General features: G+C 52.1%; 17 protein-coding genes. 6 read left to right on the forward strand and 11 right to left on the reverse strand.

What is annotated here, in order from left to right; translation table 11 throughout:
* Nucleotides 1–40 precede the first annotated feature (40 nt).
* Nucleotides 41–2,140 (reverse strand): transketolase, encoded by a 2,100-nt coding sequence (gene tkt / locus EFB02_RS05640; RefSeq protein ID WP_122820543.1) that lies wholly within the window; start codon nt 2,138–2,140, stop codon nt 41–43.
* 301 nt (nt 2,141–2,441) lie between these two features.
* Between tkt and EFB02_RS05645 the strand changes: the two genes are divergently transcribed.
* Nucleotides 2,442–4,427: a solute carrier family 23 protein gene (locus tag EFB02_RS05645; protein ID WP_122820544.1), complete on the forward strand. Its 1,986-nt coding sequence runs from the start codon at nt 2,442–2,444 to the stop codon at nt 4,425–4,427.
* A gap of 20 nt (nt 4,428–4,447) precedes the next feature.
* On the opposite strand, the gene EFB02_RS05650 is transcribed toward EFB02_RS05645, so the two are convergent.
* The 4 genes from EFB02_RS05650 to EFB02_RS05665 all read right to left on the reverse strand — a co-directional run bounded on the left by EFB02_RS05650 (nt 4,448) and on the right by EFB02_RS05665 (nt 8,018).
* Complete coding sequence (locus EFB02_RS05650; RefSeq protein WP_122820545.1) at nt 4,448–6,013, reverse strand: alanine/glycine:cation symporter family protein; 1,566 nt, start codon at nt 6,011–6,013, stop codon at nt 4,448–4,450.
* Nucleotides 6,014–6,164: 151 nt separating this feature from the next.
* Entirely contained in the window at nt 6,165–6,716 is a 552-nt protein-coding gene (locus EFB02_RS05655; RefSeq protein ID WP_200831544.1) for a MerR family transcriptional regulator, read from the reverse strand.
* A 103-nt stretch (nt 6,717–6,819) separates the two neighbouring features.
* The gene (ftsR, locus tag EFB02_RS05660) at nt 6,820–7,587 is read right to left on the reverse strand and encodes a transcriptional regulator FtsR (protein ID WP_160115378.1); all 768 of its coding nucleotides are present in this window, start codon (nt 7,585–7,587) and stop codon (nt 6,820–6,822) included.
* Between the two features lie 2 nt (nt 7,588–7,589).
* Entirely contained in the window at nt 7,590–8,018 is a 429-nt protein-coding gene (locus EFB02_RS05665) for an FHA domain-containing protein (protein WP_122820547.1), read from the reverse strand.
* Nucleotides 8,019–8,175: 157 nt separating this feature from the next.
* On the opposite strand from EFB02_RS05665, the gene purU reads away from it, so the two are divergent.
* Nucleotides 8,176–9,030, forward strand: a complete 855-nt coding sequence (purU, locus tag EFB02_RS05670; protein ID WP_122820678.1) for a formyltetrahydrofolate deformylase — start codon at nt 8,176–8,178, stop codon at nt 9,028–9,030.
* A 56-nt stretch (nt 9,031–9,086) separates the two neighbouring features.
* On the opposite strand, the gene EFB02_RS05675 is transcribed toward purU, so the two are convergent.
* Complete coding sequence (locus EFB02_RS05675; RefSeq protein ID WP_122820548.1) at nt 9,087–9,947, reverse strand: Fpg/Nei family DNA glycosylase; 861 nt, start codon at nt 9,945–9,947, stop codon at nt 9,087–9,089.
* A gap of 62 nt (nt 9,948–10,009) precedes the next feature.
* On the opposite strand from EFB02_RS05675, the gene EFB02_RS05680 reads away from it, so the two are divergent.
* Nucleotides 10,010–11,989, forward strand: coding sequence for a M13 family metallopeptidase (locus EFB02_RS05680; protein WP_122820549.1), 1,980 nt, complete (start codon nt 10,010–10,012; stop codon nt 11,987–11,989).
* A 48-nt stretch (nt 11,990–12,037) separates the two neighbouring features.
* Nucleotides 12,038–14,596 carry an aminopeptidase N gene (pepN, locus tag EFB02_RS05685; RefSeq protein ID WP_122820550.1) on the forward strand — a complete coding sequence of 853 codons (2,559 nt, stop codon included), beginning with the start codon at nt 12,038–12,040 and terminating at the stop codon, nt 14,594–14,596.
* Nucleotides 14,597–14,657: 61 nt separating this feature from the next.
* Here the strand turns inward: pepN and EFB02_RS05690 are convergent, their stop codons facing one another.
* From EFB02_RS05690 to EFB02_RS05700, 3 genes are all read right to left on the reverse strand, one after another.
* Entirely contained in the window at nt 14,658–17,729 is a 3,072-nt protein-coding gene (locus EFB02_RS05690; RefSeq protein ID WP_122820551.1) for an error-prone DNA polymerase, read from the reverse strand.
* A gap of 2 nt (nt 17,730–17,731) precedes the next feature.
* On the reverse strand, nt 17,732–19,300 hold the full coding sequence (locus tag EFB02_RS05695; protein ID WP_122820552.1) for a Y-family DNA polymerase: 1,569 nt from the start codon (nt 19,298–19,300) through the stop codon (nt 17,732–17,734).
* Nucleotides 19,301–19,400: 100 nt separating this feature from the next.
* Nucleotides 19,401–19,886 carry an ImuA'/RecA-like NTPase gene (locus EFB02_RS05700; protein WP_122820553.1) on the reverse strand — a complete coding sequence of 162 codons (486 nt, stop codon included), beginning with the start codon at nt 19,884–19,886 and terminating at the stop codon, nt 19,401–19,403.
* Between the two features lie 251 nt (nt 19,887–20,137).
* Between EFB02_RS05700 and EFB02_RS05705 the strand changes: the two genes are divergently transcribed.
* Nucleotides 20,138–20,611 carry a LytTR family DNA-binding domain-containing protein gene (locus EFB02_RS05705; RefSeq protein ID WP_122820554.1) on the forward strand — a complete coding sequence of 158 codons (474 nt, stop codon included), beginning with the start codon at nt 20,138–20,140 and terminating at the stop codon, nt 20,609–20,611.
* Nucleotides 20,612–20,655: 44 nt separating this feature from the next.
* A complete protein-coding gene (locus EFB02_RS05710; protein ID WP_122820555.1) occupies nt 20,656–21,099 on the forward strand; it encodes a DUF3021 domain-containing protein in 444 nt (147 codons plus the stop codon).
* A 553-nt stretch (nt 21,100–21,652) separates the two neighbouring features.
* On the opposite strand, the gene EFB02_RS05715 is transcribed toward EFB02_RS05710, so the two are convergent.
* Together EFB02_RS05715 and EFB02_RS05720 are read right to left on the reverse strand one after the other, a co-directional pair.
* Nucleotides 21,653–22,729 (reverse strand): class C sortase, encoded by a 1,077-nt coding sequence (locus tag EFB02_RS05715; RefSeq protein WP_122820556.1) that lies wholly within the window; start codon nt 22,727–22,729, stop codon nt 21,653–21,655.
* Nucleotides 22,730–22,892: 163 nt separating this feature from the next.
* Nucleotides 22,893–24,530: a SpaH/EbpB family LPXTG-anchored major pilin gene (locus tag EFB02_RS05720; protein ID WP_122820557.1), complete on the reverse strand. Its 1,638-nt coding sequence runs from the start codon at nt 24,528–24,530 to the stop codon at nt 22,893–22,895.
* Between the last annotated feature and the right edge of the window lie 82 nt (nt 24,531–24,612).

A 24,612-nucleotide genomic window follows, 5' to 3' on the forward strand; every position in this document is an offset into this window, starting at 1 on the left:
GTATACCCAATACTGCGCCGGTAGATTAGCAAAAATCGTATTAGGAGTTTACCCGCGCGAGAGTACGTTTAGCAGCAGCCACTACATGCTCACTGTCCAGCCCGTAATACGTGAACAGTTCGGTGGCTGCACCTGGAACACCGAAATAGTCTAAACCGACACTTTCTCCGTTGTCACCCACCAGGTCGCGCCAGGAATCTATTAAACCTGCCTCAATCGAAACGCGGGCTTTTACCGCAGAAGGAAGAACCTGTTCACGATAGGCAGCATCTTGTGCTTTAAACCATTCCATACAGGGGACTGAAACCACCCGGGTAGCAATCCCTTCTTTTATTAAGGTAGTGCGTGCTTGTAGGGCGTATTGCACCTCGGAGCCTGAGGCTAGCAAGATTACCTCGGGTTCGCCTTGGCAATCAGCTAAAACATAGGCGCCTTTATGTACATTCTTGGTGCTAGCCAAAGCGTCGTCATCTGCGCCTTCCATATCTTCGCGTTGGAAAACAGGAACGTTTTGGCGAGTCAAAACCAAACCGGCAGGTCCGCGCTGACGCAAAATCGCCAGCCAGCAAGCTGCGGTTTCGTTAGCGTCCATCGGTCGTACCATCGCCAGATTAGGAATAGCGCGATACGCGCTTAAATGCTCGATTGGCTGGTGTGTGGGGCCGTCCTCGCCAACCCCGATGGAATCGTGACTCCAGACATAGGTGACCGGAATATTCATCAATGCAGCCAGGCGTACTGCTCCTCGCATATAGTCGCTAAACACAAAGAAGGTTCCCCCAAAAACTCGGGTTAACCCGTCAAGAGCAATACCATTCATGATTCCGCCCATGCCGTGTTCGCGTACCCCGAAATGCAGAACTCGCCCGAAAGGATTACCTTTCCACATATCTGTTTGTGCTGATTCGGGAATGAAGCTAGCTGCCCCGGCAATCGTGGTTTTATTGGATCCTCCCAGATCTGCGGAGCCACCCCAATATTCGGGCATTACCTGACCAATCGCGGAAATAACTTTTCCAGAGGCCGCGCGGGTAGCTAAAGGTTCTCCCGCCGGAAATACCGGCAGTGCCTCCGCAAGGCCTTCGGGAAGTTTACCCGCTAGGATCCGTTCTAAAAGCTTATGTTTATCTGGATTTGTTTGTTTCCACTGTTCAAAGCGAGCATCCCAATCGCTATGAGCTGCCTGGGCGCGTGCAGCTGCATTATCGCGGGTGTAGTTGACTACTTCTTGATCAATATCAAAGGTTTTATCGGGATCCGCGCCCAGAGCTGCTTTTAATCCTTTCAGCTCCGCTGCTCCTAACTTTGCTCCATGAATGGCGCCGGTATTTTGTAAAGTGGGCGAGGGCCAACCGATAATTGTGCGCAAGGCGATAATTGAAGGACGGTGGGTTTCTGCCTTTGCGGCATTTATTGCCTGGTCTAAGGCTTCGACATCCTCGTGGTAACCGCCATCTTTCTGTAGCCAATTTACTCGCTGAGTGTGCCAGCCATAAGCACGATAACGTGCGAGAACGTCTTCTTGGAAGGAAACGTTAGTGTCGTCCTCAATTGAAATATGATTATCATCCCAAATCACAATGAGGTTACCCAGGTCTTGCAAACCCGCTAGCGAGGAAACCTCGCCAGAGATACCTTCTTGCAGGCAGCCGTCACCAGTAATTACATATATATTATGGTCAAAGGGACTTTCACCTAGGGGAGTGTCTGCATCTAACATTCCATGGGCTCGTCGTGAAGCCATCGCGAATCCAACGGCAGCTGCGAAGCCGGAGCCCAGCGGCCCGGTAGTTACCTCTACGCCCTTAGTGTGTCCATACTCGGGGTGTCCGGGAGCATATGCACCCAGGGTACGAAAATTCTTTAGGTCTGCCAGTTCCATGCTTTGGCCAGCCAAGTAAAGCTGAATATATTGCAACAACGAGGCGTGTCCAACCGAAAGCACAAAGCGATCCCGTCCTAGCCAATTAGAATCCTGAGGATCAAAACGTAAGTGTCGCTGATATAGCAGATAGGCGGCTGCGGCCAAAGAAATCGGAGTTCCCGGATGTCCGTTACCTGCTTTTTCTACCGCGTCACCAGACAGTACCTTAGCCATGTTTACTGCGCGTTGATCAAGCTGATTCCACTCAAAGGCCATTCGTTATTCCTTCTAACCTTAGTTAACTCGGGTTTTAGATACTGTCGATGCTAACAGCTTGTCTTAAAAAACGTGTACTTGTGCAGGAATATTTAACAAACGTGCAGAGCGGATTCTGAATTGTGCCGTAAGTACAATCCGATAATGTACATTATGTCAACTAAAGGAATAGAGAGCGAAACTAGTACTTTTGCCTTGCCCCTCTCTTAGCTAAGCACCTCGTTGCTATTTTGAGTTTAGCGCTAGCAAGCGTTTGAATTGCTTTGGAAGTATTCCGAAATTACAAAGGAGAATATCCACGATGGCAGCTGACGAGCCGCTAAACCCGCCACTAAAAGCACTAGGTGAAACCCTAGAGGCGGAAATAAAGCAGAAAGATACTAAGAAACATCCGGTCGAACAAATCCCCTCGGTTCCACGGACGGCGTTGCTGTCAGTACAGCACGTTTTAGCGTTTTACGCGGGTGCAGTGGTTGTTCCCCTGATTGTTGCGCACGGATTGAAACTAGACCCCACCACTACGGTACATCTCATTAATGCCGACCTATTTACCTGTGGGATTGCTACCTTGATTCAGTCAATTGGCTTTTGGCGGATCGGGGTGCGCCTACCGATCATCCAAGGCGTAACTACCATGGCAATCTCCCCTATGATTGCCATTGGTTTAGCTGTAAACCAACATGGCGGCACCGAGGTACTACCGACCATTTACGGGGCGGTTATCGTGGCTGGACTATTCACTTTCTTTGCGGCACCACTTTTTGCCAAACTGATTCGATTTTTCCCGCCTCTAGTTATCGGAATTGTGCTAACCACTATGGGTACCACTTTGCTGGGAGTGTCCGCAGCGGATGTAATTAATCACGTTGAACCTGGGCAACCGGTGCTTGGTCGCGACTTAGGTTATGCCTTGGGAACCCTGGCAATAATCGTGTTGATTCAACGCTTCTTTAAAGGATTTATGGGTACTCTGGCCGTGCTAGCGGGCTTAGTAATTGGTACCGGTGTGGCAGCCGCCCTCGGTGATACCTCGTTTGCGGAAGTCGGGCATTCGTCTTGGATTGCGGTCACTACCCCATTCTATTTTGGCTGGCCCCAGTTCTCTTTGACTGCCTGCATTTCCATGATTGTGGTAATGCTACTGACTATGGTGGAAACCACTGGCGACGTCTTTGCCACCGGCGAAATCGTGGGCAAACGTATTGGCAAGAAAGAAATAACTGCCGCCTTGCGTGCCGATGGTCTTTCCACCACTTTGGGTGGAATCCTCAACTCCTTCCCCTACACCTGTTTCGCGCAAAACATTGGACTAGTAAGACTAACTAAAGTACATTCTCGCTGGGTAGTAGCAGTTGCTGGTGGAATTATGATCATCCTGGGAGTCATTCCCAAGGCCGGCGCAATCGTAGCCTCTATCCCCTCTCCGGTTCTGGGGGGAGCCTCTCTGGCTTTGTTCGCTAACCTAGCGTTAGTAGGGGTGCAAACTCTTTCGCGCGTTGACCTTTCAGACACCCGAAATGGGATTATCCTGACTACCTCGATCGCTTTGGCTATGCTGGTATCCTTCCAGCCTTCAATCGCGGATGTTTTCCCAGCTTGGGCACAGATTTTCTTTGCCTCCGGTGTAACCCTAGGTTCGATCACCGCGATTCTACTTAACCTTCTGTTCTTCCACGTAGGCCCGCATTCTAAAGGCGAGGATGTGGCTCTGGGAACTACCGGCAAGCGGCGTTCTTTGCGGGCAGTTAATAAGATGAGTTCCGAGGAGTTTGTAAGTACCTTTGCCCGCTTGTTTAATGGGGTAACGTGGCCGTTACAGGCAGCAGCCGAGATGCGACCCTTCAAAGATGCTGGCCAACTTAAAGAGGCCTTCCAAGATGCGGTAATGGTGGCAGATAAAAAGGCGCAAGATCAGCTGATTGCTTCCTACCCGGATGTAACCGCGATGCTAACCGCCAGCGAGACTGAAGCCAAGGAAATCTCTCAAGATGTGGGATCACTAGCCTTGGGACAACTCACGGAAGAGCAAAAAACGCAGCTGCACACCTTGGAAAATTCTTACCACGAGAAGTTCAATCTGCCGCTAGTGGCGCTACTTTCACGGATGGATAGCGTTGATGAGATTATCCAGGATGGCCTTCACCGCCTAGAGAATTCTCCGCGACATGAACGGGTAGTCGCCTTGGGGCAGGTGGTAGAGGTAGCTAATGACCGTCTGGAGATTATGATGGCGGACGCCAACCCAATCCGTTCGGCGTGGAGCCGCAAATTTGAACAGCTCGATTAAGAAGAGCGAACCTTCAACGGCTATTTAGCCTGGCTTGCCGGGGAAGCAGCAGTATCCCAAGTAGGATCAAACCCGCCCGGGGTTTTCCATACCCGGGTGGGGAGCTCCCCCGGCAAGTATTGATTATTATCCGAACAGAAAATTGGCCCCTCGGGATCATTGGTATTCATTTGTGCCCGATAGTCGCGCAAAGCACCAACTGCCCATTTCCCGAGGAAAATTAAAGCTACCAGGTTAACCAGTGCCATCAGAGCCGTCGCCCAGTCGGCAATTGACCAAACCGATTTCAAGGGGAGAATCGCACCAATCGCGGTAGAGGCAATTACTAGTAATTTGAGGGGTAAAGCCGAGCGGTCTACTCCCACGATGAACTTGTAGTTAGTTTCCGCGTAAGTGTAATTACCCAAGATAGTGGAGTACCCGAAGCAAACCATCATCATCATTACAAACACAAACACAACGTTTCTGGTGGTGCTATTAGATCCCAAAGAAGTCACTATTGATTCCATAGTGAGCACTGCCCCATCTTCGTGAGTTTGTTTATCCCAGAATGGCACTGACATCAAAATGATGAAGGCAGTGGAGGTACAAACCAACATGGTGTCCACGAATACGCCCAAGGCTTGGATCATTCCCTGAGTGGCGGGGTGACGCACGGTGGCGATAGCAGCAGCATTAGGAGCTGATCCCATCCCGGCCTCATTGGTAAACAGACCGCGTTTAGTACCGGTAGTAATCGCGGCGATAAATGCACCCCCGGCTCCGGCAACTGCCGGCGGCATATAGGTATCTGACTGCCCGAAGGCTCCCATAAAGATTTCTTTGAAAACGAAGGGAATCCGCTCGTAGTTCAGGATAATTACCAGGATTCCCATTCCTACGTAGAGCATTGCCATCGCAGGTGCTAGATACTCGGAGAATTGCGCGATTTTACGTACTCCCCCTACTACCAGCGGCAGGGTTAACAACACCAGGATGAGGGCGGTTGCCCAAACCGGAAACCCAAGATAATCAGAGTTGGCTAACTGGGAAATAGAATTCGCCTGGATCATTTCGAAGCTAAATCCATAAGCGAAAATTAGTAGCACCGCAAAGACTATTCCCCAGGAGCGCGACCCCAGACCACGTTGAATATAGAAGGCAGGCCCGCCTCTAAATGTGCCATCTCCGTTGCGAACCTTAAACAACTGCGCCAAGGTAGCCTCGACAAAAGCGGTGGCCATACCAACCAGAGCCACTACCCACATCCAAAAAACTGAACCGGGACCGCCGGCGACTACCGCCAGGGCTACTCCGGTTATCGAGCCGGTACCGACCCTATCGGCGAGACCAATAGCAAACGCTTGGAAGGAAGAAACCCCACCTTCAGAGCCTGTTCGGGAACGGGTAATCACCTTGAGCATGTGAGCGAACATGGTTATCTGCATGCCTTTGGTACGTACCGTGAGCCAGATGCCCACCCCTAGTAGGGTGATCATTAGCAGCCATACTACGGAGTTTGCATAGGCAAGATCTAGCAAACCGGAAATAGTCTCATTCCACTGATCGAATGCACTGAGAGAATCTTTAGCGGCAGTAATCGGCATAGGTTGCTCCTTTATGGTGGGTTGATAGGCAGCCTACTCTGGCTGTACAGCCGGCGGCTCACTCCCAAAACTTGTTCAAATATACTCGCCGTTGGCCTAAAGTACCTAAAGCTCCAGTAAATATGCCGGTTGAAAAATAGAATTTTCAGCCTTACCCAGCATTTCTCCGAGCCCGAGCGGCAGCTAATTCATCGGGAACTCTTAACGGTTCTGTTGCTGATTCCACTGGGAGCTCTGCCAAGGTGCCTTCAATTTCTCGCCACACACGCCCTACGGCGATTCCAAATACGCCCTGTCCCCCCTGCACCAGGTCGATAACTTCATCTGTAGAGGTGCATTCATAAACGGAAGCACCATCCGACATTAGGGTAATAGAGGAAAGCGAGTCTACTCCCCTCTTTGAAAGGGCCTCTACCGCTACACGAATCTGTTGCAGCGACACGCCCGTATCTAGCAGGCGTTTTACAATTTTTAATACCAGAATATCGCGGAAGGAATAAAGCCGGTGCGAACCGGAACCTTTCGCGGAGCGAATCGTGGGTTCCACCAAACCGGTGCGTGCCCAATAGTCTAGCTGCCGGTAGGTTATCCCCGCCGCTTTACAAGCAATCGGGCCGCGATAGCCGGTTTCGGTATCCAGATCCGCCAAGGTATCTCCAAATAACATGCCTTGCGAACGCTGCGGGCGCGGCTGCCTATCCATGGACAACTCCCTGATTATTGAGCTAACTTCTCCCTTAACGGTATTTTTTTTAACCGAACCGGTCAAGAACCATCAACGGAAAGTCTAAAGCTTTACTTGAGGTTTAATTCAGCTTTTCTGCAGAAACTCGCACCATCTGCAAGAACATTTGAGCAGCAGCTTCGGAAAGTTCTCTAGTTTCTGAAAGGTGTCGCGCTTTCGCCACGGGAGTGGCGCGATAATTCACCGGACTAGCCGCCCGTTCAACCAAATCCAGCAAGCGTAGTGCCGAGGTTTTTAAAAACCGTAATTGGCGAGGGGGAATCCCCTGCTCTACCAAGATGCTGGCCAGCTTAACAATCTGGTGGCTACGAGCGGAAAAACGCCCCGAAAGATCCGGGGAAACCAGTCCAGCCTGCACAAAAGTATCTAGTTCTTCGGTGGAAATCCCGCTTAAATCTAGCAGTTCGCGAGTTGTAAGCGTCCCATCGGGCGCTGAGGAAGCCACCAGCTGTCCCTCGGAAGCCACCAGACGTGCAGCTTTAGGCTCTGTTTGTACTTCCTCTAGACTACGTCCTGCATCTAGCTGCGCTAAATTTTCTCTAATAACCCGCAGGGGCATAAAAGAATCACGTTGACGGGTAAGACAGTAACGCACCCTCTCGATATCGGCTGCCGAATATTTGCGGTATCCCGAGGCAGTACGAGCCGGAGAAACAATTCCTTGTTCCTCTAGGAAACGCAGTTTAGAAACAGAAATAGTGGGGAATTCGCTCTTTATTCGCTCTACCACTTTCCCGATAGAGAATACTGCCTTATCCGAAACGCCCGGAGGCCAAGCTATGGGGCTAGCTGCTGGCACCGAGCGACGTTGTGCCGCTCCCGTCTGCAACTCTATGAGTCCTTGCGCGAAGAATAGTAAACCATCCGGTATTTACCAATCTGGACAATGTCACCGGTTTTTAGGTGGGCAGAATCCACTCGTTCGCGATTAATATAGGTGCCGTTGAGGGATCCGGCATCACGCATCACATAACCGGTATCATCTCGAACAAAGACAGCGTGTTTACGGGAAACAGTTACATCATCTAAGAAAATATCGCAGTTAGGTTTCCGGCCTACTGAAACTTTTTCAGCGTTAAGTAAGAAACGGGCTCCCAGATTCGGGCCGCGCACAACCACTAGCAGAGCAGAGCCTTCAGGAAGCTGTGCAATCGTTTTGCGGGCATCTTCCGAAAGAGAGCTGTTACCCGGCAAATCATCATCCCTGATAGCGCCAATAATCGCGGTGGTTAAGGGATCTGCCAAGTCATTTTCGCTCATGGAGTCCTCCTCTTGCTAGCTTCATATGTCGCTTGCCCTAGCGGGTGTTTCAATGTTAGCGCAAAAAAACATTAAGCTCATCGGTTCATCACATCTTGGTAACGTAAAGTTTGGGGCAAAAACGACTCTTGGCGCTCCCGCTGGTATAGTTTGCGCCATGACTGAAGCTAGAGCTCATCTTGTTTTGACCCTTTCTTGCCCTGACCGTCCGGGCATTGTTTATGAGGTCACGAAAGTAATTGTCGAGCAACAGGGCAATATCGTTGATTCTCAACAGTTCGATGATCCGGAAACTGATCGTTTCTTTATGCGAGTGGAGATTCACACTTCTCGCCCACTTTCGGAAGTGCGTACGGCCTTTGCTCCCCTAGCGAAACAGTATGCAATGCAGTGGAACATTAATGAAGTCGGGAAGAAAATTCGCACCATCATTATGGTTTCTAAGGAGGGGCATTGCCTTACTGATCTGTTATATCGTCGCCGCAATCTGAATTTGCCGCTCGAAGTGGTGGCGGTGATTGGTAACCATCCTGATTTAGCTCCCCTCGCTCAGTTCTATGACGTGCCGTTCCTTTGTATCCCGGTCAGTAAAGAAACCAAGGCTAAGGCTGAGGCGGAACTGCTGGAGCTGATAGAGGCGGAAAATGTAGAGCTGATTGTCCTGGCGCGCTATATGCAGATCCTTTCCGATAAAGTTTGTCAGCGCTTACACGGAAAAGTGATTAATATCCATCATTCGTTCTTGCCCTCCTTCAAAGGGGCGCGCCCCTACCATCAGGCGCATCAACGCGGAGTGAAACTGATTGGGGCTACTTCTCATTTTGTAACTCCCGACCTAGACGAAGGACCGATTATTGCCCAAGAGGTAATCCCGGTTTCACACCGTGATTCCACGGCCTCCATGATTCAAAAGGGGCAAGATGTCGAGCGAAGGGTGTTGGCGCAGGCCGTTACCTGGTATTGCCAACGCCGAATCCTGCTTAATGACAACCGCACGGTAGTTTTCGAATAGGACGTTGCTGCGGCCAGCATCAGGGTGGGCAAATCGCTGAGCCCTGGCAAAAGTTTTTACTTTTGACACTGTGGACACCAGTAACTGCGCCTGCCGGCCACTATCTGATCGCGAATAATTCCCCCGCAACGTCGACAGGGCTCACCAGACCGCTGATAAACCCAAAAACGTCCCTGAGAGGGATCATCGGTGGTGCAAATTAGACCTTCTTTGAGGCCGCGCCGCATTTGCGAACGTAGATCTTCCCATAGCACCTGTAGGCGTGTCACTGACACTTTAGCTGCCTGCCGGTTAGGATTAATTCCGCAGCAAAATAGGCATTCAGCACGGTAAATATTACCGGGGCCGGCAATGAAGGATTGATCCATAACTACTTCCCCGATTCGGCGCGTAGTTTTGCGGGCGCGGGCAATAAAACCTTGAGAATCGCACGAGTCCACTAGCGGATCAGGGCCTAGGCGAGCCAAAATTTTCTCTACCCCTGTTTTATCGAGCAGTTCACATTGGTTAGGGCCAGACAAATCCGCTACCGCCCGAGAAAACTCTAGCCGGAGCCGCACATTTTCTCCGGGAGAATCCGGCTGGAACTGTCCGGAAAAATGTTTATAGGTGTCTCCGGGGTGCTCTCCCGCCATCCGGGGAGCTCCGATATGTCCGGGTAAAACTATTCCCTGCCCTGCTTGAAACTTCCAGGAACCATAAAGTCCTAGATGCACATGCAAAGTTGCTGGCTGCGGAATATCAAAATCGAGGAAGAGGTGTTTGCCCCAAGCCCAGGGGCGAGTAATTTTTGCGTTATCAAGAGCGGCCGCGCCCGCAGCAAAACGCCCCTGAGGGGAAGATGCGCGGGCAATCCCTAGTTTCGATAACTCACTAAAAGCTATGGCTAAACGGTGAATAGAATGTCCCTCTGGCATAAGGCAATTCTTACTGAGGGCGCTATGTTTGCCAAACCGCCGGGAATATCTAGGCTTAAAGCATGAGCGAAAATTCCCTGGGGCAGACCCCGCGTATTCAAGATGATCTTTATCGCCATATTAATGGCGCCTGGCTAGATAGCTATGAAATTCCAGCTGACCGCGCTGTTGATGGAGCTTTCCGGGAGCTGGTAGAGGGTGCGCTGGCTCATTGTCGCACTCTGTGTGAAGACGCAGCTGCCGGTAAACTGGAGCGCCCGGATGGCTGTGAAACCAGCAGCGAGCGTTGGGATTTTGATGCTAGCCGGATCGGACAACTCTTTCAGGCTTACCTAGATCAAGAAGCACTCGCCGCGCAGGGAACCACCCCAATCGCGCCTTTGCTTGGAAAAATCAATGATTGCCAGAACCGCGAGGAGTTAGCCAAAACCCTTGGGGAATTAGAGCGAGAAGGCATCGATTCTCCAGTAGCTTTCCTGGTTAGTATCGATGCCGAAAATCCGCAGCGCTATATTGCCCAGTTCTACCAGGCGGGGCTAGGACTGCCCGATGAATCATATTACCATCAGGATGAACACCGCGAGATTCGAGAAAAATACCGGGAATTTTTAGCGGAAATAGCGCTGGAAAGCGGGATTGCTACCGCGGGCGAGGAATCCGCCTTCGCCCGGGAAGTATTCGATTTTGAAACTGCACTAGCGGGAAACCATTGGGATGCGGTACGTAGCCGCGACGCGCAAGCCACTAATAACCCGACTACTTTCCACGAGTTCATCGGTAAAAATCAGGGGTTTGCCTATACTGCTTGGGCGGAGGGTCTAGGGTTAAAACTAGAGAACGGAGCAGACCCGATTAATGTGTATATGCCCTCCTATCAGCAGGGGTTTGCCCGGCTATGGGCTGACACCGACTTAGTAATCTTAAAGCAATATCTGCAGATGAAAGTAGTATTGGCTTTCGCTCCTTATCTTGATCCGAAGCTGCAAGAGCTACGTTTTAAGTTCTACGGCACTACCTTGTCGGGGACACCGCAACGGCCAGAACTATGGAAACGTGCGGTGGGAACCGTGGAATCGGTTTTAGATGAGGCTCTCGGGCGCGCCTATGTGGCCTATCATTTCCCGCCCGAACACCGCGCGGCAATGGAGACACTGGTAGAAGCACTTTTAAATGCCTATCAAGACGCGATTAGTAACCTGGATTGGATGGGGGCTGAAACCCGTGCGCGCGCCCTCGAAAAACTTTCCAAATTTACCTGCAAAATTGGGTATCCGCACTGTTGGCAAGATGACTCCGGTCTGCGGTTCGGTGCGCAAGACACCTTGGTAGATATGATTCGTGCCTCCAGTGCTTTTGAAACCGACTTCCAGCTGGCACGGATCTTAAAACCAGTGGATAGAGAAGAATGGCATATGAGCCCGCAAACGGTGAACGCCTACTACTCTCCGTTGACTAATGAAATTGTTTTTCCGGCCGCGATTTTACAGCCCCCGTTCTTTGATCCTAAAGCGTCAAACGCCGCCAACTTTGGGGGCATCGGCGCGATTATTGGCCATGAAATCGGCCATGGTTTTGATGACCAGGGTTCTCACTATGATGGTGATGGCAAATTAACCGAATGGTGGACCGAGGCTGACCGGGAAGAATTCACTAAACGAACCGCTGCTTTGATTGCCCAATACGATGTTTACTGTCCCAGCGAACTAGCTGACGAGGACGTGCATGTCAACGGTGCCCTAACTATCGGGGAAAATATTGGGGACCTGGGAGGATTAGCAATTGCTTTTAAAGCTTGGCGCACAACCCACCCGGAGGAAAGCGAACTTGCGAAAGAGTTTTTCTACTCGTGGGCACGAGCCTGGCGCACCGCAATCCGTCCAGAAGCCGCTCGTCAACGCCTGGTAGTGGATCCGCACTCCCCCGCCGAATTCCGCTGTAACGGAGTGGTTCGCAACCTGGACGCTTTTCACGACACCTTCCAAACCAAATCCTCGGATAAGCTATGGATGGAGCCGGAGGAACGGGTGAAAATCTGGGAATAGGAAGCCGCCGATACAAGCATTAAAATAGGTCTAAAAACAGGAGAGGTCATGCCGGGTACAAATCTGACAAAGATTGAGGCACAAGCACGCAAGAGCGTTATTGGAAAAGTTGCTTACACCATTCAGGTGGAACTATCAGAAAATGGAGAAACTTTTCCTTCCCGCACGGTAATTGATTTTGAGGCTAAAGCTGGAGCCAGCACATTTGTAGATTTAATCGCCCCGGAAGTGCTCTCTATCCAGTTAAACGGACAAGACTTGGGTACCGCTTGTTACCGCGACAGCCGGATTGAACTTAGTGATCTAGCTGAGAAAAACCGCCTAGAAGTTGTTGCTAACTGTGCCTATATGCACACCGGCGAGGGCGCGCATCGTTTTACTGATCCCGCCGATGGCCTCACCTACGTTTATACCCAGTTCGAGGTGCCGGACGCACGGAGAGTGTTTGCCTGCTTTGAGCAGCCAGATTTGAAAGCTACCTACCAGTTCTCAGTGACAGTACCGGAAAGCTGGACGGTGCTATCCAATATGGATACTCCCTGCCCACAGGCTCTGAAGGTGGAACGAGCCGGAGAACCCCAGCGGCACCGCTTTGATTTCCCGGAAACTCCCCTAATTTCGACCTATATTACCGCTTTGGTGGCTGGCCCTTACCATAAGGTGGAATCCGTGCTTACCAGCATTGATGGACGCACTATTCCCCTGGGGGTTTACTGCCGCCAATCCCTAGCCGAATACCTGGACGCGGATTTTGTGCTGGAACAAACTATTGCTGGTTTCCGTTTTTACGAATCCCGCTATGCCCGTCCTTACCCCTTTACCAAATATGACCAGATTTTCGTTCCCGAATACAATGCGGGGGCAATGGAAAACGCGGGCTGTATTACTTTCCGGGATGAATATATTTTCCGCACCAAACCTTCTGGAGCCCAGCTCGAGCAGCTTACCAACACGATTCTGCATGAGCTCGCCCATATGTGGTTCGGGGATCTGGTCACCATGAAATGGTGGGATGATCTGTGGCTAAATGAATCTTTCGCCGAGTTTATGTCATATTGGTGCATGGCGGAAGGTACTCGTTTTAGTGACGCTTGGACCGGATTTACTATGCGTAAAGTGTGGGGGGTTAACTGTGATCAGCTGCCCACTACCCATCCGATTGTGGCGCCCATCAGCGACTTAGCAGATGTGGAAGTCAATTTCGATGGCATTACCTATTCCAAAGGTGCTTGTGTTCTACGGCAACTGGTGGCCTATGTGGGAGGCGGAAACTTCCTGCTGGCCTTACGTAACTATTTCGCCAGCCATGAATACTCTAATGCCACCTTGGCAGATTTCCTGGCGGAACTGGAAAAGACTAGCGAGCGCAACCTGGACGAATGGAGTAAGGTTTGGCTACTAGAGTCAGGGATTACCCAACTAGAATCCCAGATTGAACGGAATGAGGACGGAAAGGTCACCAGCTTCCAGATTGTGCAGTCTCTGCCCCAGGAAGGTACCAGTTTGCGCCCTCATGCCACCAGTGTAGGGGCTTATGATTTTGATTCCCGCGGGAAACTGGTGTTGGCGCGTCGGGCAAGTGCGGATGTTAAAGGCAAGGTAACTGCGGTTCCGGGTTTGGTGGGAACCAAACATGACGTTTATGTGCTAAACGACCAGGATCTGGCCTACGCCAAGATTCGTTTCGACGCGAAATCTTGGGAGATTATCCGCGCGCGGGTGGGAGATTTCGAGGACTCTTTGCCGCGGGCAGTCATCATGTGTGCCGCCTGGGATATGGTGCGCGACGGCGATTTGAGTGCTTCTAAATACCTGGACATGGCGTTGGAGGCGCTCAAACACGAAACTAACTCTTCGGTTTTGAACGGAATTTTGCGTCATATTCAAGGGGCGTTGGCTTATTATGCTGCCGATCCCGATAGTGCGCATCGCCTGCTGGCGCCGGCACTTTTAGCTCTGGCAGAGGACGCGGAACCAGCCTCGGATCGTCAACGTCAGTTAGTACGAGCATTCTTGCAGGTAGCTGGACCAAAAGAAGCAAAAGAAATCAAATGCTGGTACCAGGATGGTAATGTGATTGATGGGGTCAGCGTCGATACAGATCTGCGTTGGGATATGCTCTTCGCTTTAGCCGCTAACGGTCTGGCTGATGCGGATACGATCCGTAGAATGGCGGAAAGTGACGATACTATTACTGGCCGCGAGAACGCTTTCTTAGCAGGTGCCGCGCTGCCAGGGCGGGAAAACAAGGCGGAGTGGGCGCAGCGAGTTCTCACTGACACCACCCTAACCAACGGGCAGATTGATGCTTTGACTGCCGGGATTGCACGTTCCCTTTGGCTGCAACCTGCAGATGCGGCTGATATGATTGAGCCTTATTTTGCTGCTCTTAACGATATTTGGGCGACCCGCACTCTGCATATGGCAGAATCGCTAGTCGGAGGCCTTTACCCCTTAGCTATTCAAAGCCGGGAAGGCTTTGACCTGGTGGAGCGAACTGAACGCTGGCTGACAGAAAATCCGGATGCCGATAAAGCGCTGCGCCGCCTGGTATTAGAGGAACTCGATGGGGCGCGGCGTTCGCGGAGGGCTCGCACCGGGAAATAAATATTTGGATAGTCGCGGTTGGCTAGTTTGAGAGCACTTGGCTAAAAACGGTCAACCGCTATTAGCGAAAGTCCCGGGATTTGGTTTCTACCGGCAGGTTTAACGGCTCAATTTTGTCTGCCAGTAGCGCTAGGGCTCCGTCTTTGGCTTGCAGGATTCCCCGCACGATTAGGGCGTTTTGGCTGAGGGCGAGGCGGCGGTAACGCTGCCAGCAACCAACCTGGCAGATCACGTTGACTAGCCCGGTTTCATCCTCTAAAGATAGGAACACTACCCCTTTGGCAGTGTGAGGACGCTGACGGTGGGTAATGATTCCCGCGCACCTTAAGCGCCTACCGGCTAAAGCTGGGCGCAGCTGAGCGGCCGGGAGGATTCCCCACTGGGTAAGCTCTGGTCGCAGTAGTTTCGTGGGGTATCCCCACAGGCTGATTCCCAGGGCAGAACTATCCCATTTTACTTGCTCCCCGGTGCTTAAAGGCTCGAAAGGCGGGGTGGTTTCCGCGAGGATAAGTCCCGGCAGTTCTGGCTGGTAAAAATGGGGTTTCTTGACAGATAGCAGGGGCGCACGCCACAGGCCTTCGCGGCGACTTACCCCCAGAGAAGACAGCGCACCAGAGCCGGACAAAAGCTCTAACGCTGAAGTAGGCAGAGGCACGCGAGAAGTGAAATCCTCTAGGGTTTTAAAGGGACCGGCAGCGCGGGCGTGCAAGATACTTTCTATCCATGATGAACGCATCCCGCGGATTTCTGATAGCCCCAGGTTTAGGGAAGTGAGACCGCCTCCGGGAACGGAATCTTTCTGGGAGGTGTTTACGTCTGGGCGTAGGATTTTTATTCCGTGACGGCGAGCATCAGAAATTAATGATTGCGGGGAATAAAACCCCATCGGCTGGTTGGCAAGGATCGCGGCATAGAAAACCGCGGGATAATAGGCTTTTAGCCAAGCAGAGGCATACACCAGGTAGGCGAAGGAAAAAGCGTGGGATTCTGGGAACCCAAACTCGGCGAAACCGGACATTTGTGCCCAGATTTTTTCTTGTACCGGCGGCGGGATCTGATTATTTTCCATGCCCTGAAAAAACTCGGCGCGTAAATCGGCCAGGTGTTCGCCCGGGTTTTTCCGTCCCATCGCCCGGCGCAGGTTATCTGATTGGGAACCGTTAAACCCGGCGGCATCTTTAGCGATCCGCATTAGTTGTTCTTGGAAAAGTGGCACCCCTAAGGTGCGTTCCAGGGCGGGTTTTAGTAGCGGATGCAGGTAGGTGACTTTTTCGCTCCCTAAGCGTCGCGCCAAATAAGGATTGACTGCTTGTCCTTGGATAGGGCCGGGACGAATCAAAGCCACTTCGACTACCAAGTCATAGAAACATTTTGGTTTCAGGCGCGGCAGGGTGGACATTTGAGCGCGGGACTCTACCTGGAAAACCCCGACGGTATCGGCTGCCTGTAACAGCTGGTAAACCCGGGGATCTTCCGGGGGTAAGTTATGCAGGCGCCAGGGCTCGCCGGAGGGTGATTTTTCGCCATGAGCCTGCAAAGTTTCAAAAGCAGTACGCAGCGCCCCCATCATCCCCAGGGAGAGTAAATCTATTTTCACTAGCCCGGCTTCGGCGCAGCTATCTTTATCCCATTGCACCACGGTTCGCCCCGGCATATTTGCCCAGTTAATCGCGGCCACTTCGGTAAGCGGCTTATCAGAAAGTACCATGCCCCCGCAGTGAATCCCCAGGTGACGCGGAAGTTTTTGTAGCTCTCTCGCTATTTTTCGTACATTTTCCGGTAAGGCAGTCCGTTCTAGCCGCGCCCATTTCGCGGCAGTTTTAGCATCATAGCCGAGGGCGCGGGACGCGTCTTTTAGCGCGGCTCGCGGACGGTAAGTGATCACATTAGCCACTTGAGCAGCATTTTCCCGTCCATATTTGGCGTAAACGTACTGCAGTACTTTTTCGCGTTGATTAGCTTCAATATCCAGATCAATATCGGGCAGATCTTTACGGTCGGGGGTCAGGAAACGGTCGAATAGCATTTGGTGACGCACTGCATCTACCGCGGTGATTCCCAGGCAGTAACAGACCGCCGAGTTCGCGGCGGAGCCGCGTCCTTGCACATAGATACCGGAGGAAAAACAGTAGTCAACTATTTCCTTCACGATTAGGAAATACCCAGAGAATCCTTTTTGGAAAATCACTTTCAATTCTTGCCGAATTGTTTTTGCCGCTTTTTCCGGCACCGGATCCCCGTAGCGACTACGCGCCCCCTGCCAGGAAAGCTGCTCTAGGTAAGAGTCGGCGCTATAACCGGGCGGCACCCGAGCTAAAGGCAGATGCGGCACCGGGGTAGAAAAATCAAATATCAGGTCTTTTCCGATTGTGGCAGCATTTTCGAGGGCGTGGGGAATCTGCTGATAGATGTGGTGCAGTTGCGTCGGGGTACGCAACATGGCGTGCGCGGCGGGGAGGAAGTCTTGGACTTTATCTAGGGGCAGGCGGTGACGGGTGGCGGTCATAACATCTGCCAGGCGTTGGCTGGCGGGGTCAGCGCAGCGGGCAGCGCTGGTGGCTACTAAGGGTAACTTAGTTTTGCGTGCCAAGTGATCTAGCTGCGCCGCTAGACGCTCTTCCCCATCGAAACCAGCTAAGGCGGCCTCTACCGCTACATTTTCTGCCCCGAACTTCTCTTTTAGTTGCTCGAGGAAGCGAGTAGCTGCCGTGATTCCGGAGCGGTAAAGTACGCGGCGGAGCGGTCCGGCGCGGGTGCCGGTTAATACTAGCCACTGTCCTTTTGCCCAGGAGGCTAATTCGGCTAGGTTTTGCCGGTCTGCTTCCCGCCTGCCAGCAGTTAGATGATGAGCACTGATTGCCCCAGTTAAAGCAGAATACCCTTGGTCAGAGCGGCAGATAACCGGCAGATGGGTTTCGTCCTCTAAAGTAAATTCGCACCCCGGCAAGAAAGCGAGGCCGGCTTCGCGGGCAGCGGCGCGGGCCTCCATTAACCCGTAAACTCCGTCATAATCGAGTAGCGCTAAACCGGATAGCCCCAGTTTTTTCGCTCCCCGCACCATTTCGCGCGGCGAACACGCCCCGACCGCAAAGGAGTAGGCGGAATGGGCGTGCAACTCGATATAGCCGCTCATTTTTACCCCTCCCAGGCATCTAACCACCAGGAGGATTTGCGGTATACCAGCAGTAAGGTTTCTTGCTCGCCGTAGGCTCGCAGGAAAATTCGCGGCCCTAAGTGATTGGGCGCCCCGGGGCGCCACCACTGTCCATTTATCGGCCAGGGTCCCTCGGTTTTTTGCACCTCGATTTTACGTCCGGCCACTTGCACCCATTTGACCGGGGCGTTTAACTGTCCGTCTCGTCCAGGCAGGATTTTGTGGCCGCGGCTATCGATAATTCCCGCCGGTTTGGGGTGCATGAAAACTGTTTCTGGTGCTACCCCGGTAAGCGCTCCGACTCTAGGGCGGGGTTGCTTCTGGCTCTCCCGCTCTTGCCAAGTTTTTAGTTCAATCACTGAACGCGGATCATATCCGCTGGTTAAATGAGGTACCCGTACCCCGCGTCTACCCAATAGGCTGCTGGCATTGCGGGCTGCTTGATCTAGTTCCTGGGGAGGATCCGCGTTTCGTCCCCAAAGCGGGGTCATCGCCTGACGGGCATCCACCACCTGCAAAGGATGTAGTTCTATCTGGGAGACTGCCCCCAGCGTTTCGCTGCCACTACCTCCGACCGTAACCGTCTCTAACTGGTGTTTTATCCTCTCTACTAGGTCTTTACTGCTAACGTCTACCCCCAGCTTCCAGCTGCGGTTAAGTACTTTCCCGTTTTCGCAGCGGCAAATAAACTGTACCTGAGTGCACACCTGCCCGCTTGCACGCAGACGGGCATACATTTCCACTACTAACGCCCTGGCAGGCAGTAACAGCTGGGTAAGAGAGCTGGCAGGTGGGGTGAAGAACTGACAGAGACCGGGTGGAGCGGGCGCGGTTTTCACCCGGGCAGCGTCCTCTAGATTTTGTCCGCTAGCTAAGTCGTAACTAAGCGCCCCCAGAGTGCCGAAACGCCGGATTAATGCCGGGCGTCCCAGGGCGCACATTTGCCCCAAAGTGGTGATTCCCAAGTGGGTTAGGCTGTCCACCATTTTTGCTAGGTACTGGTCGGAGAAATCTAATCCGCTTATTTTTATCCCCGGACGCAAGAAAAACCCCAGGCTACTTAGGGGTTGCGCGCCCAGAAAAGGCATTACCCCAGAATCAGCCACCACTAGCTGTTCGCGGGCAGCTAGGCACGCCGCTAAAGTACCGCTAGCGATCCCGATCTGTACCGCGAATCCTACCTGCGCTAAGTCTTCGGTTAGCTCTGCAGCGAGGGCGGTTTCTGCGCGGCGCTGGCTGCGACTAAGTACGGCGGTCACCAGTCCCGGAAACCAGCTCTTGGGGGAATAGAGTTGCTGGGCTGCAGCCTCGATAACCGGTTGAAATGCTAGTTCCGCATCTGCCAGTGAATAGGGTTTTTCTTTGAGGGAGGAGCAGAGGGTGCGCGCTTGCTTTAGTCGCATTTGCGGCCTTATTCCGGCGGCGCGCGCGGGAGCCGTGACTGCCTGTACCCGCCCGCCGCTGCACAACGCGACTGCTTCATCTAGGGGGAGTTTGGCGGCTTGGGCTGGCCACTCGGGGATATAGAGGGCTAGTAACCTGTTATTCATCGCATCCTCCTCGCGTCTATAGAGGTAGTTAGGAGAAAACTAAAGGCCAGGTACAAGCCCAATAACACCAGTAGAGGGGTTACAGAGCACTGAGTATCCATCAGGCACTCACCTTTATCTCGGTTGCTACCCCCGGGGAACTTGTCGCGGGCAGGGCGCTGGCTTCTAGGGAGATAGCGCCTGCCCAGGCCGGTGCAGACAGGATTACGCAGCCGGAGCGGCGTGCTTTCGCGGTTAAAATCCGTTGTTGCTGCGGGCCATAATCTACCATCCCGATAGCCAGCACTGCCGCGCAAGGTACGAAAAGTTGGGCGCATGCCAGAGCACTGCCGCCGGTATAGGGAATGGTGATTACCCGTCTTAAGTCCAGCCCGATTTGCCAGGCGCGTTGCCAGCCTAGATCGGGGAAATCTAGGAATACTGCCCAGCCGCTCTCCCCCATTTTTTCGGCGGCCATCTCTAGCAGCTGCGCCCCGCCCGCTACCTTTTGATAAGCGCTGGCCAGCGGCTTGGGGGTGTGAGACTGCATCCCCAAAACCTGGCGCGCCTTTTCCAGGCGCTGCAACTGAGCCAACTTATCGAACATACGTTCGATTATAGGGAGCCTCCCCCGATTTGTCACCCCTTTCCCCGGAAGGTCTTTCAGCGCAGAAAACCCGCCTTTGAGGGTGGGCGGGAGCCTCGAAATCTGCCCGCTTGGCGCGGGTTTTATACCGCTTAGTTCAGATTGTTTGTACTGTCAGCGCTGAGGCATTTAACTGTAAATAGCTGATACGCAAACGTCTTGGTTTTGCGGATTATCACCGGTAAGTACGAGAGGAAAGGAGTCGGAACGGAATGAAATTCACGCTCACGATTGATCCCACTGTAACCGAAACTATCGTTACGGTAACGGCACGGAAGGTCGACGCTGAGGTGCAAGCGATTCAAAGGCTCGCTTCCGGTAGCCTAGATAGCACCTCCTCCCCCGCAGTCGAGCACCCGCTTCGCCGCCTCATCGGGACAAGCGGTAATGACGCCACGGTGTTGGAAGTGCGCTCGATACTCGCGTTCTTCACTAAAAAGAAAACGGTCTATGCCCACACCAGTAAGGGTGATTGGCGGATTAAAGCCCGAATGTACGAACTCGAAGAATCTCTGCCTGCAGACGATTTCATACGTATTTCGCAATCAGAAATCGTCAATATTGCCACAATCAAAAAACTTGATCTTTCTTTCTCGGGAACGATCAGTGTGCAGCTAAAAGACGGCTCTCGCTATTACGTTTCCCGCCGGCAACTGCCAGCTTTCAAATCCAAACTGGGGATCTAACCCCCCCCGCAGAAAATCTTTAACTTACACAAAGGAGAAAACCCATGGAAACTAAAAAAATTGTTGGTCTCACCCTGGTAGGGGCTTGCATTGGGATCACTATCGGCACCAGTATTGAACTTATTTTCGCTTCTCTTTATTCTTCTAGCTATTCGCCTGGGGTTCCAGAATTCTTAAACAGTTTTGAAAACGAAAACATGGCAGCGCTAATTGAGCGGCTGATTTATGCAGCCTACGGCATCATTAGTAGCTTCGCGGGGTTACTTTACCGTAACGAAACCCGCCCGCTCATCCTCAATACCGCCCTGCATTTCGGGATCATCCTCACCTGTGGGATCGCAGCTGGCAGCTACCTTAAATGGTGGGGCTCTAGCTTCGATATGCTCGGGGTAATCATCGCAATAGTGCTTATTTATCTGCTGATTTGGCTATTCAATTGGCTAGTGGCTCGCGCCGAAGTCAAAAAGATGAACCAAAAACTGCAATAAAGCCCCCCCGGATTCCCGTTTACTCAAATGGGTAAACGGGAAAAACCAAAGCAGGGAATATGGTTTCAGGCGGTACTAAACTGGGCGAGACTAGGAGGGGTAATACACCTTGGAAGAAAGCGGTTAACGATTCTTAGCGGCTATTCGTTTCATATATTGTTTCATTAGCTCACGGCGGCGATCAATGCGCGTCCCCAAACAAACCACTCCATCATTCATGCCAACAATCTATTTCGCGCTCAAACTAAATGAGGCACCACACCGCCTTCGCGCTCAAAATACATAAGGTACTCCCAGGTTTTACGTTAGCCTCCACACAACTCTAAAATGTGCGATTTGCATAAATGATACTTCGCGATTTACATAAGTTTTACTATGCGATTTGCATAATCACTGATGCTAACTACGCCAGGCAAGACATTCATGATGGATAAGTGAGGCATGACCATCACTCATCTAACAAGTCTTGACCCACAATCTGCGAAGCACCAGGCCACCACGCCTCTGCATTCTTCAAATAAGCCAGGTTTTCCGGACGAAAAAACGAGTCTGGCTAGGCGAGTTCGGCAAGTGAACCGGGAGCCTCAGCGCCCTCGGCGGATTCCTCTTCCTTCTCTTTCTTGCGCCTGGCAGCCGTGTAGCGGGCCACCTGGGTCGCGATCAGCAGCGAAATTACGATCGCAATCAAGAACAGGGTCATCCACCACGACCACTGGGTGCCGTCTACTGCCGGAGTCTGCGGGGTCGGGATAATGCGCTCGCCAGTGACCAATAGCCGGTGTGAGTTGATGCCGTAAGGCGTACAGGTCAAAAGCGTGGCGAGGTCTTTGCCTTTTTCCCGCCCAAGCAGCCTTGGATCGTGCGGTTCCACGACGTCGATGCGGGTTACGCGATAGCCAAGAGTCATGTCTTGGACTTCAAAAAAGAATTCATCACCGATTTTCAACTCGGTTAGCTGGTCAAACATTGTGGAGTTCGGTAGGCCAGTATGCGCAGTGATAACGGTGTGGCGGTCTACCCCACCAACGGGCAGGTCGGTGCCGAACATGTGGCCAGCACCGGCATTCAAGGTGGCATGGTCGGTGCCGTGGCGGATCGGCAACTTAACGTTAATTTTCGGAATTTTTACTACCCCGATAATGCCAGATGGCTGGTCAAGCACCCCTAGATATTCGCGATATTCAGGTGAATCAGGGGCAACTTCACCCAGGTAAGGGTCAAGTACTGGGAAGCCCTTGTGGGTTGCATTGTATTCGCGAGCGCGAGCAATGTAGGAGTCTTTCAACTCCTGCGACTGCTTATTCACGTGATCTTTGTAAGCGTCGCTGACCAGTTTGGCCTGATAGTTGTTCCAGACCGTCGAGGTGATCGGGTACGCCAGGCAAAGCACGCCCAGCAGAATGAAAATCAGCGGCAGGAAACGTTTACGAGCCTCTTTTTTTCGCTGAGACCCCTCGTCGTCTCCTTCGTTGTGGGCTTCTTCGCTTTGAGAGGGTTCAGCCGATTCGGTAGCTCCCCTTACTGCGTGGTATTCGGATTCGGGCTGACCTTCGGCCATCTTGTCCCACCAAGAAGCACGCTCCGGGCCTTCATGGTCCTCGAAGTTGTTGGTATCTCGAGAATCAGTCATTCTTCCTACCGATCTATCTAAACCATCTGTTAACGGGTGCGCGAAACTGAGCAGACGCAAGGTTTATGCACCCGATAGTGCGAAAACCCGCGTTAAACAGCTTGTGGGGCCGGCCCGGCTCAGGCCAGCCCCACAAGGTTATTTAGCTGTAGCTAGTCATCGACTAGGCATCTTCACGACGACGCGAACGCATGTGCATCGCGGTGCCGCCAGCAACTAGGCCAGCGCCCAGCAAAGCGAAGATACCAACACCGATAGCACCAGTCTTCGGCAGATCGAACCAGCTACCAGAATCAGACTTCAAGACGTTCTCAATCGAAACTGTGTTCACAGTATCGGTCTTATCAGCCTTCACAGGAGTAACGTCTGGGGACAGCACATAACCGGTAGGAGCAGTAACCTCAACAAGGTAGAAATTAGTATCCAGCTTTACCTTCTCAGAAACAGTCAAACCGCCATTCTTTGATTCAAGAGCAATCTTAGAGGCTTTATTAGCACACTTATCAGCAGGGCGAGCCTTGTCGGCTGCACATGCGTCGGCATCAGCCTTGGTTGCGAAAGCCAAGAATTTTGCACCTTCTAGACCCTTAGCATTGTCTTCGGCAGCGATCTTCTTGATCTGGAACTTACCTAGTTTAGTTTCTACAACACCTGGACCCGGACCTGGCGTAGGAGGAGTAACCGGGTCAGGAGGGGTAACACCAGGAATATTGGGGTTGTAGCCAGGAACATAACCAGCAAGGTTAGTTACCTTGTCAGGAAGATTAGCGCTGTCCTTTAGGGTCAACGCAACGTTCATCGAAACCTGAACTCCATCATCGTTATTCTTTGCACTGGCGATCTTGTCCAGACCAGCATCAGTGAATTTAACAATGATGCGCTGACGATCAGCCGCTAGTCCCTTGGAGAATTTATCGTTAGCCTCTTCAGCAGCAATGACGCTAACAGTGTAATCGTCACCCTTAGTAAGAACAGTGGCGCCTACCTTTACCTCTGTTACCGCATCAGCAGAAATAGCAGCGTAAGCATTGGTCTGGGCATCATCGAAGACCGCAAAATCTTTGAAATCAGCTTTAGTCCAACCGGAGTCCGGCTTTGGCGCAATAGTTTTAGCGGCGGCAGTAATGGTGTAGACCGCAGTGTCGCCTGCACCGACAAAAGTATTCTCATCAATTGACTTACCTAGAGCACCGGAAGCAACATCCGTGTTCTTTGGGAAGACATTCACATTGTAGTTGTAAACAGCGTTAGCTGAGTTATCACCAGTAACCTGCGGAATGGTCATAAAGAATGTGGTGGTGCCAGCGTAACCTGCAGGAACTGTGGTCTCCACAACTTTATAAAGACCGATTGGCAGATCAGTGAAAGATGCTTTACCGTCAGTGCCGGTCTTCTGCTCAGGCTTAGGAGTACCAAGTTCGTAAAGAGTAGTAGCTTCAGGTGTTTTGTTTAGCTGAGTGACAACCTTAGAGATGTCTTTCCAGCCTTCGAATTTCTTAAGATCAAACTCTTTCTTATCGGCTCCAACCTTTACCTTCGTTACCGGAGTAACAGTAAAGCCAGCACCAGCAACTGCGTTTTCAGTAGTAACGTCAGCCGGCGTGAGATCCTTATGCTGTTTGTTCTTTGCAGCCTCAGCGCCATCTTTCATCTTGTAGATGTTGATGGAGCCGGTCTGAGAACCGTCAACCCACGGGGCGTCCCCAGCAGCAGCGTTAGCATTAGCTGCTGAACCGAGACCTCCCACCAGAGTGATTACGCAGGCTGCGGCTAGCAGCTCGCGAAATAACTTCTTAGCCATTTTTCTTCCTTTCAAATTTTTTTGACATCCCCTCGATGTCAATTGTTACCTGATTTTCAGGCCAGGCACCTTCCGATGCCCC

The sequence above is a fragment of the Varibaculum vaginae genome (assembly GCF_900604285.1).
Taxonomy (GTDB): Bacteria; Actinomycetota; Actinomycetes; order Actinomycetales; family Actinomycetaceae; genus Varibaculum; species Varibaculum vaginae.

Bases quoted from the DNA above. Each gene is read 5' to 3' on its own strand.
- EFB02_RS05690 (WP_122820551.1), bottom strand. From the start codon at position 17,729: ATGAGCGGCTATATCGAGTTGCACGCCCATTCCGCCTACTCCTTTGCG.
- EFB02_RS05665 (WP_122820547.1), bottom strand. From the start codon at position 8,018: ATGAGCGAAAATGACTTGGCAGATCCCTTAACCACCGCGATTATTGGC.
- EFB02_RS05705 (WP_122820554.1), top strand. From the start codon at position 20,138: ATGAAATTCACGCTCACGATTGATCCCACTGTAACCGAAACTATCGTT.
- EFB02_RS05700 (WP_122820553.1), bottom strand. From the start codon at position 19,886: ATGTTCGATAAGTTGGCTCAGTTGCAGCGCCTGGAAAAGGCGCGCCAG.
- EFB02_RS05675 (WP_122820548.1), bottom strand. From the start codon at position 9,947: ATGCCAGAGGGACATTCTATTCACCGTTTAGCCATAGCTTTTAGTGAG.
- EFB02_RS05680 (WP_122820549.1), top strand. From the start codon at position 10,010: ATGAGCGAAAATTCCCTGGGGCAGACCCCGCGTATTCAAGATGATCTT.
- purU (WP_122820678.1), top strand. From the start codon at position 8,176: ATGACTGAAGCTAGAGCTCATCTTGTTTTGACCCTTTCTTGCCCTGAC.
- EFB02_RS05710 (WP_122820555.1), top strand. From the start codon at position 20,656: ATGGAAACTAAAAAAATTGTTGGTCTCACCCTGGTAGGGGCTTGCATT.
- EFB02_RS05715 (WP_122820556.1), bottom strand. From the start codon at position 22,729: ATGACTGATTCTCGAGATACCAACAACTTCGAGGACCATGAAGGCCCG.
- tkt (WP_122820543.1), bottom strand. From the start codon at position 2,140: ATGGCCTTTGAGTGGAATCAGCTTGATCAACGCGCAGTAAACATGGCT.
- pepN (WP_122820550.1), top strand. From the start codon at position 12,038: ATGCCGGGTACAAATCTGACAAAGATTGAGGCACAAGCACGCAAGAGC.
- EFB02_RS05650 (WP_122820545.1), bottom strand. From the start codon at position 6,013: ATGCCGATTACTGCCGCTAAAGATTCTCTCAGTGCATTCGATCAGTGG.
- EFB02_RS05720 (WP_122820557.1), bottom strand. From the start codon at position 24,530: ATGGCTAAGAAGTTATTTCGCGAGCTGCTAGCCGCAGCCTGCGTAATC.
- EFB02_RS05645 (WP_122820544.1), top strand. From the start codon at position 2,442: ATGGCAGCTGACGAGCCGCTAAACCCGCCACTAAAAGCACTAGGTGAA.
- EFB02_RS05695 (WP_122820552.1), bottom strand. From the start codon at position 19,300: ATGAATAACAGGTTACTAGCCCTCTATATCCCCGAGTGGCCAGCCCAA.
- EFB02_RS05655 (WP_200831544.1), bottom strand. From the start codon at position 6,716: ATGGATAGGCAGCCGCGCCCGCAGCGTTCGCAAGGCATGTTATTTGGA.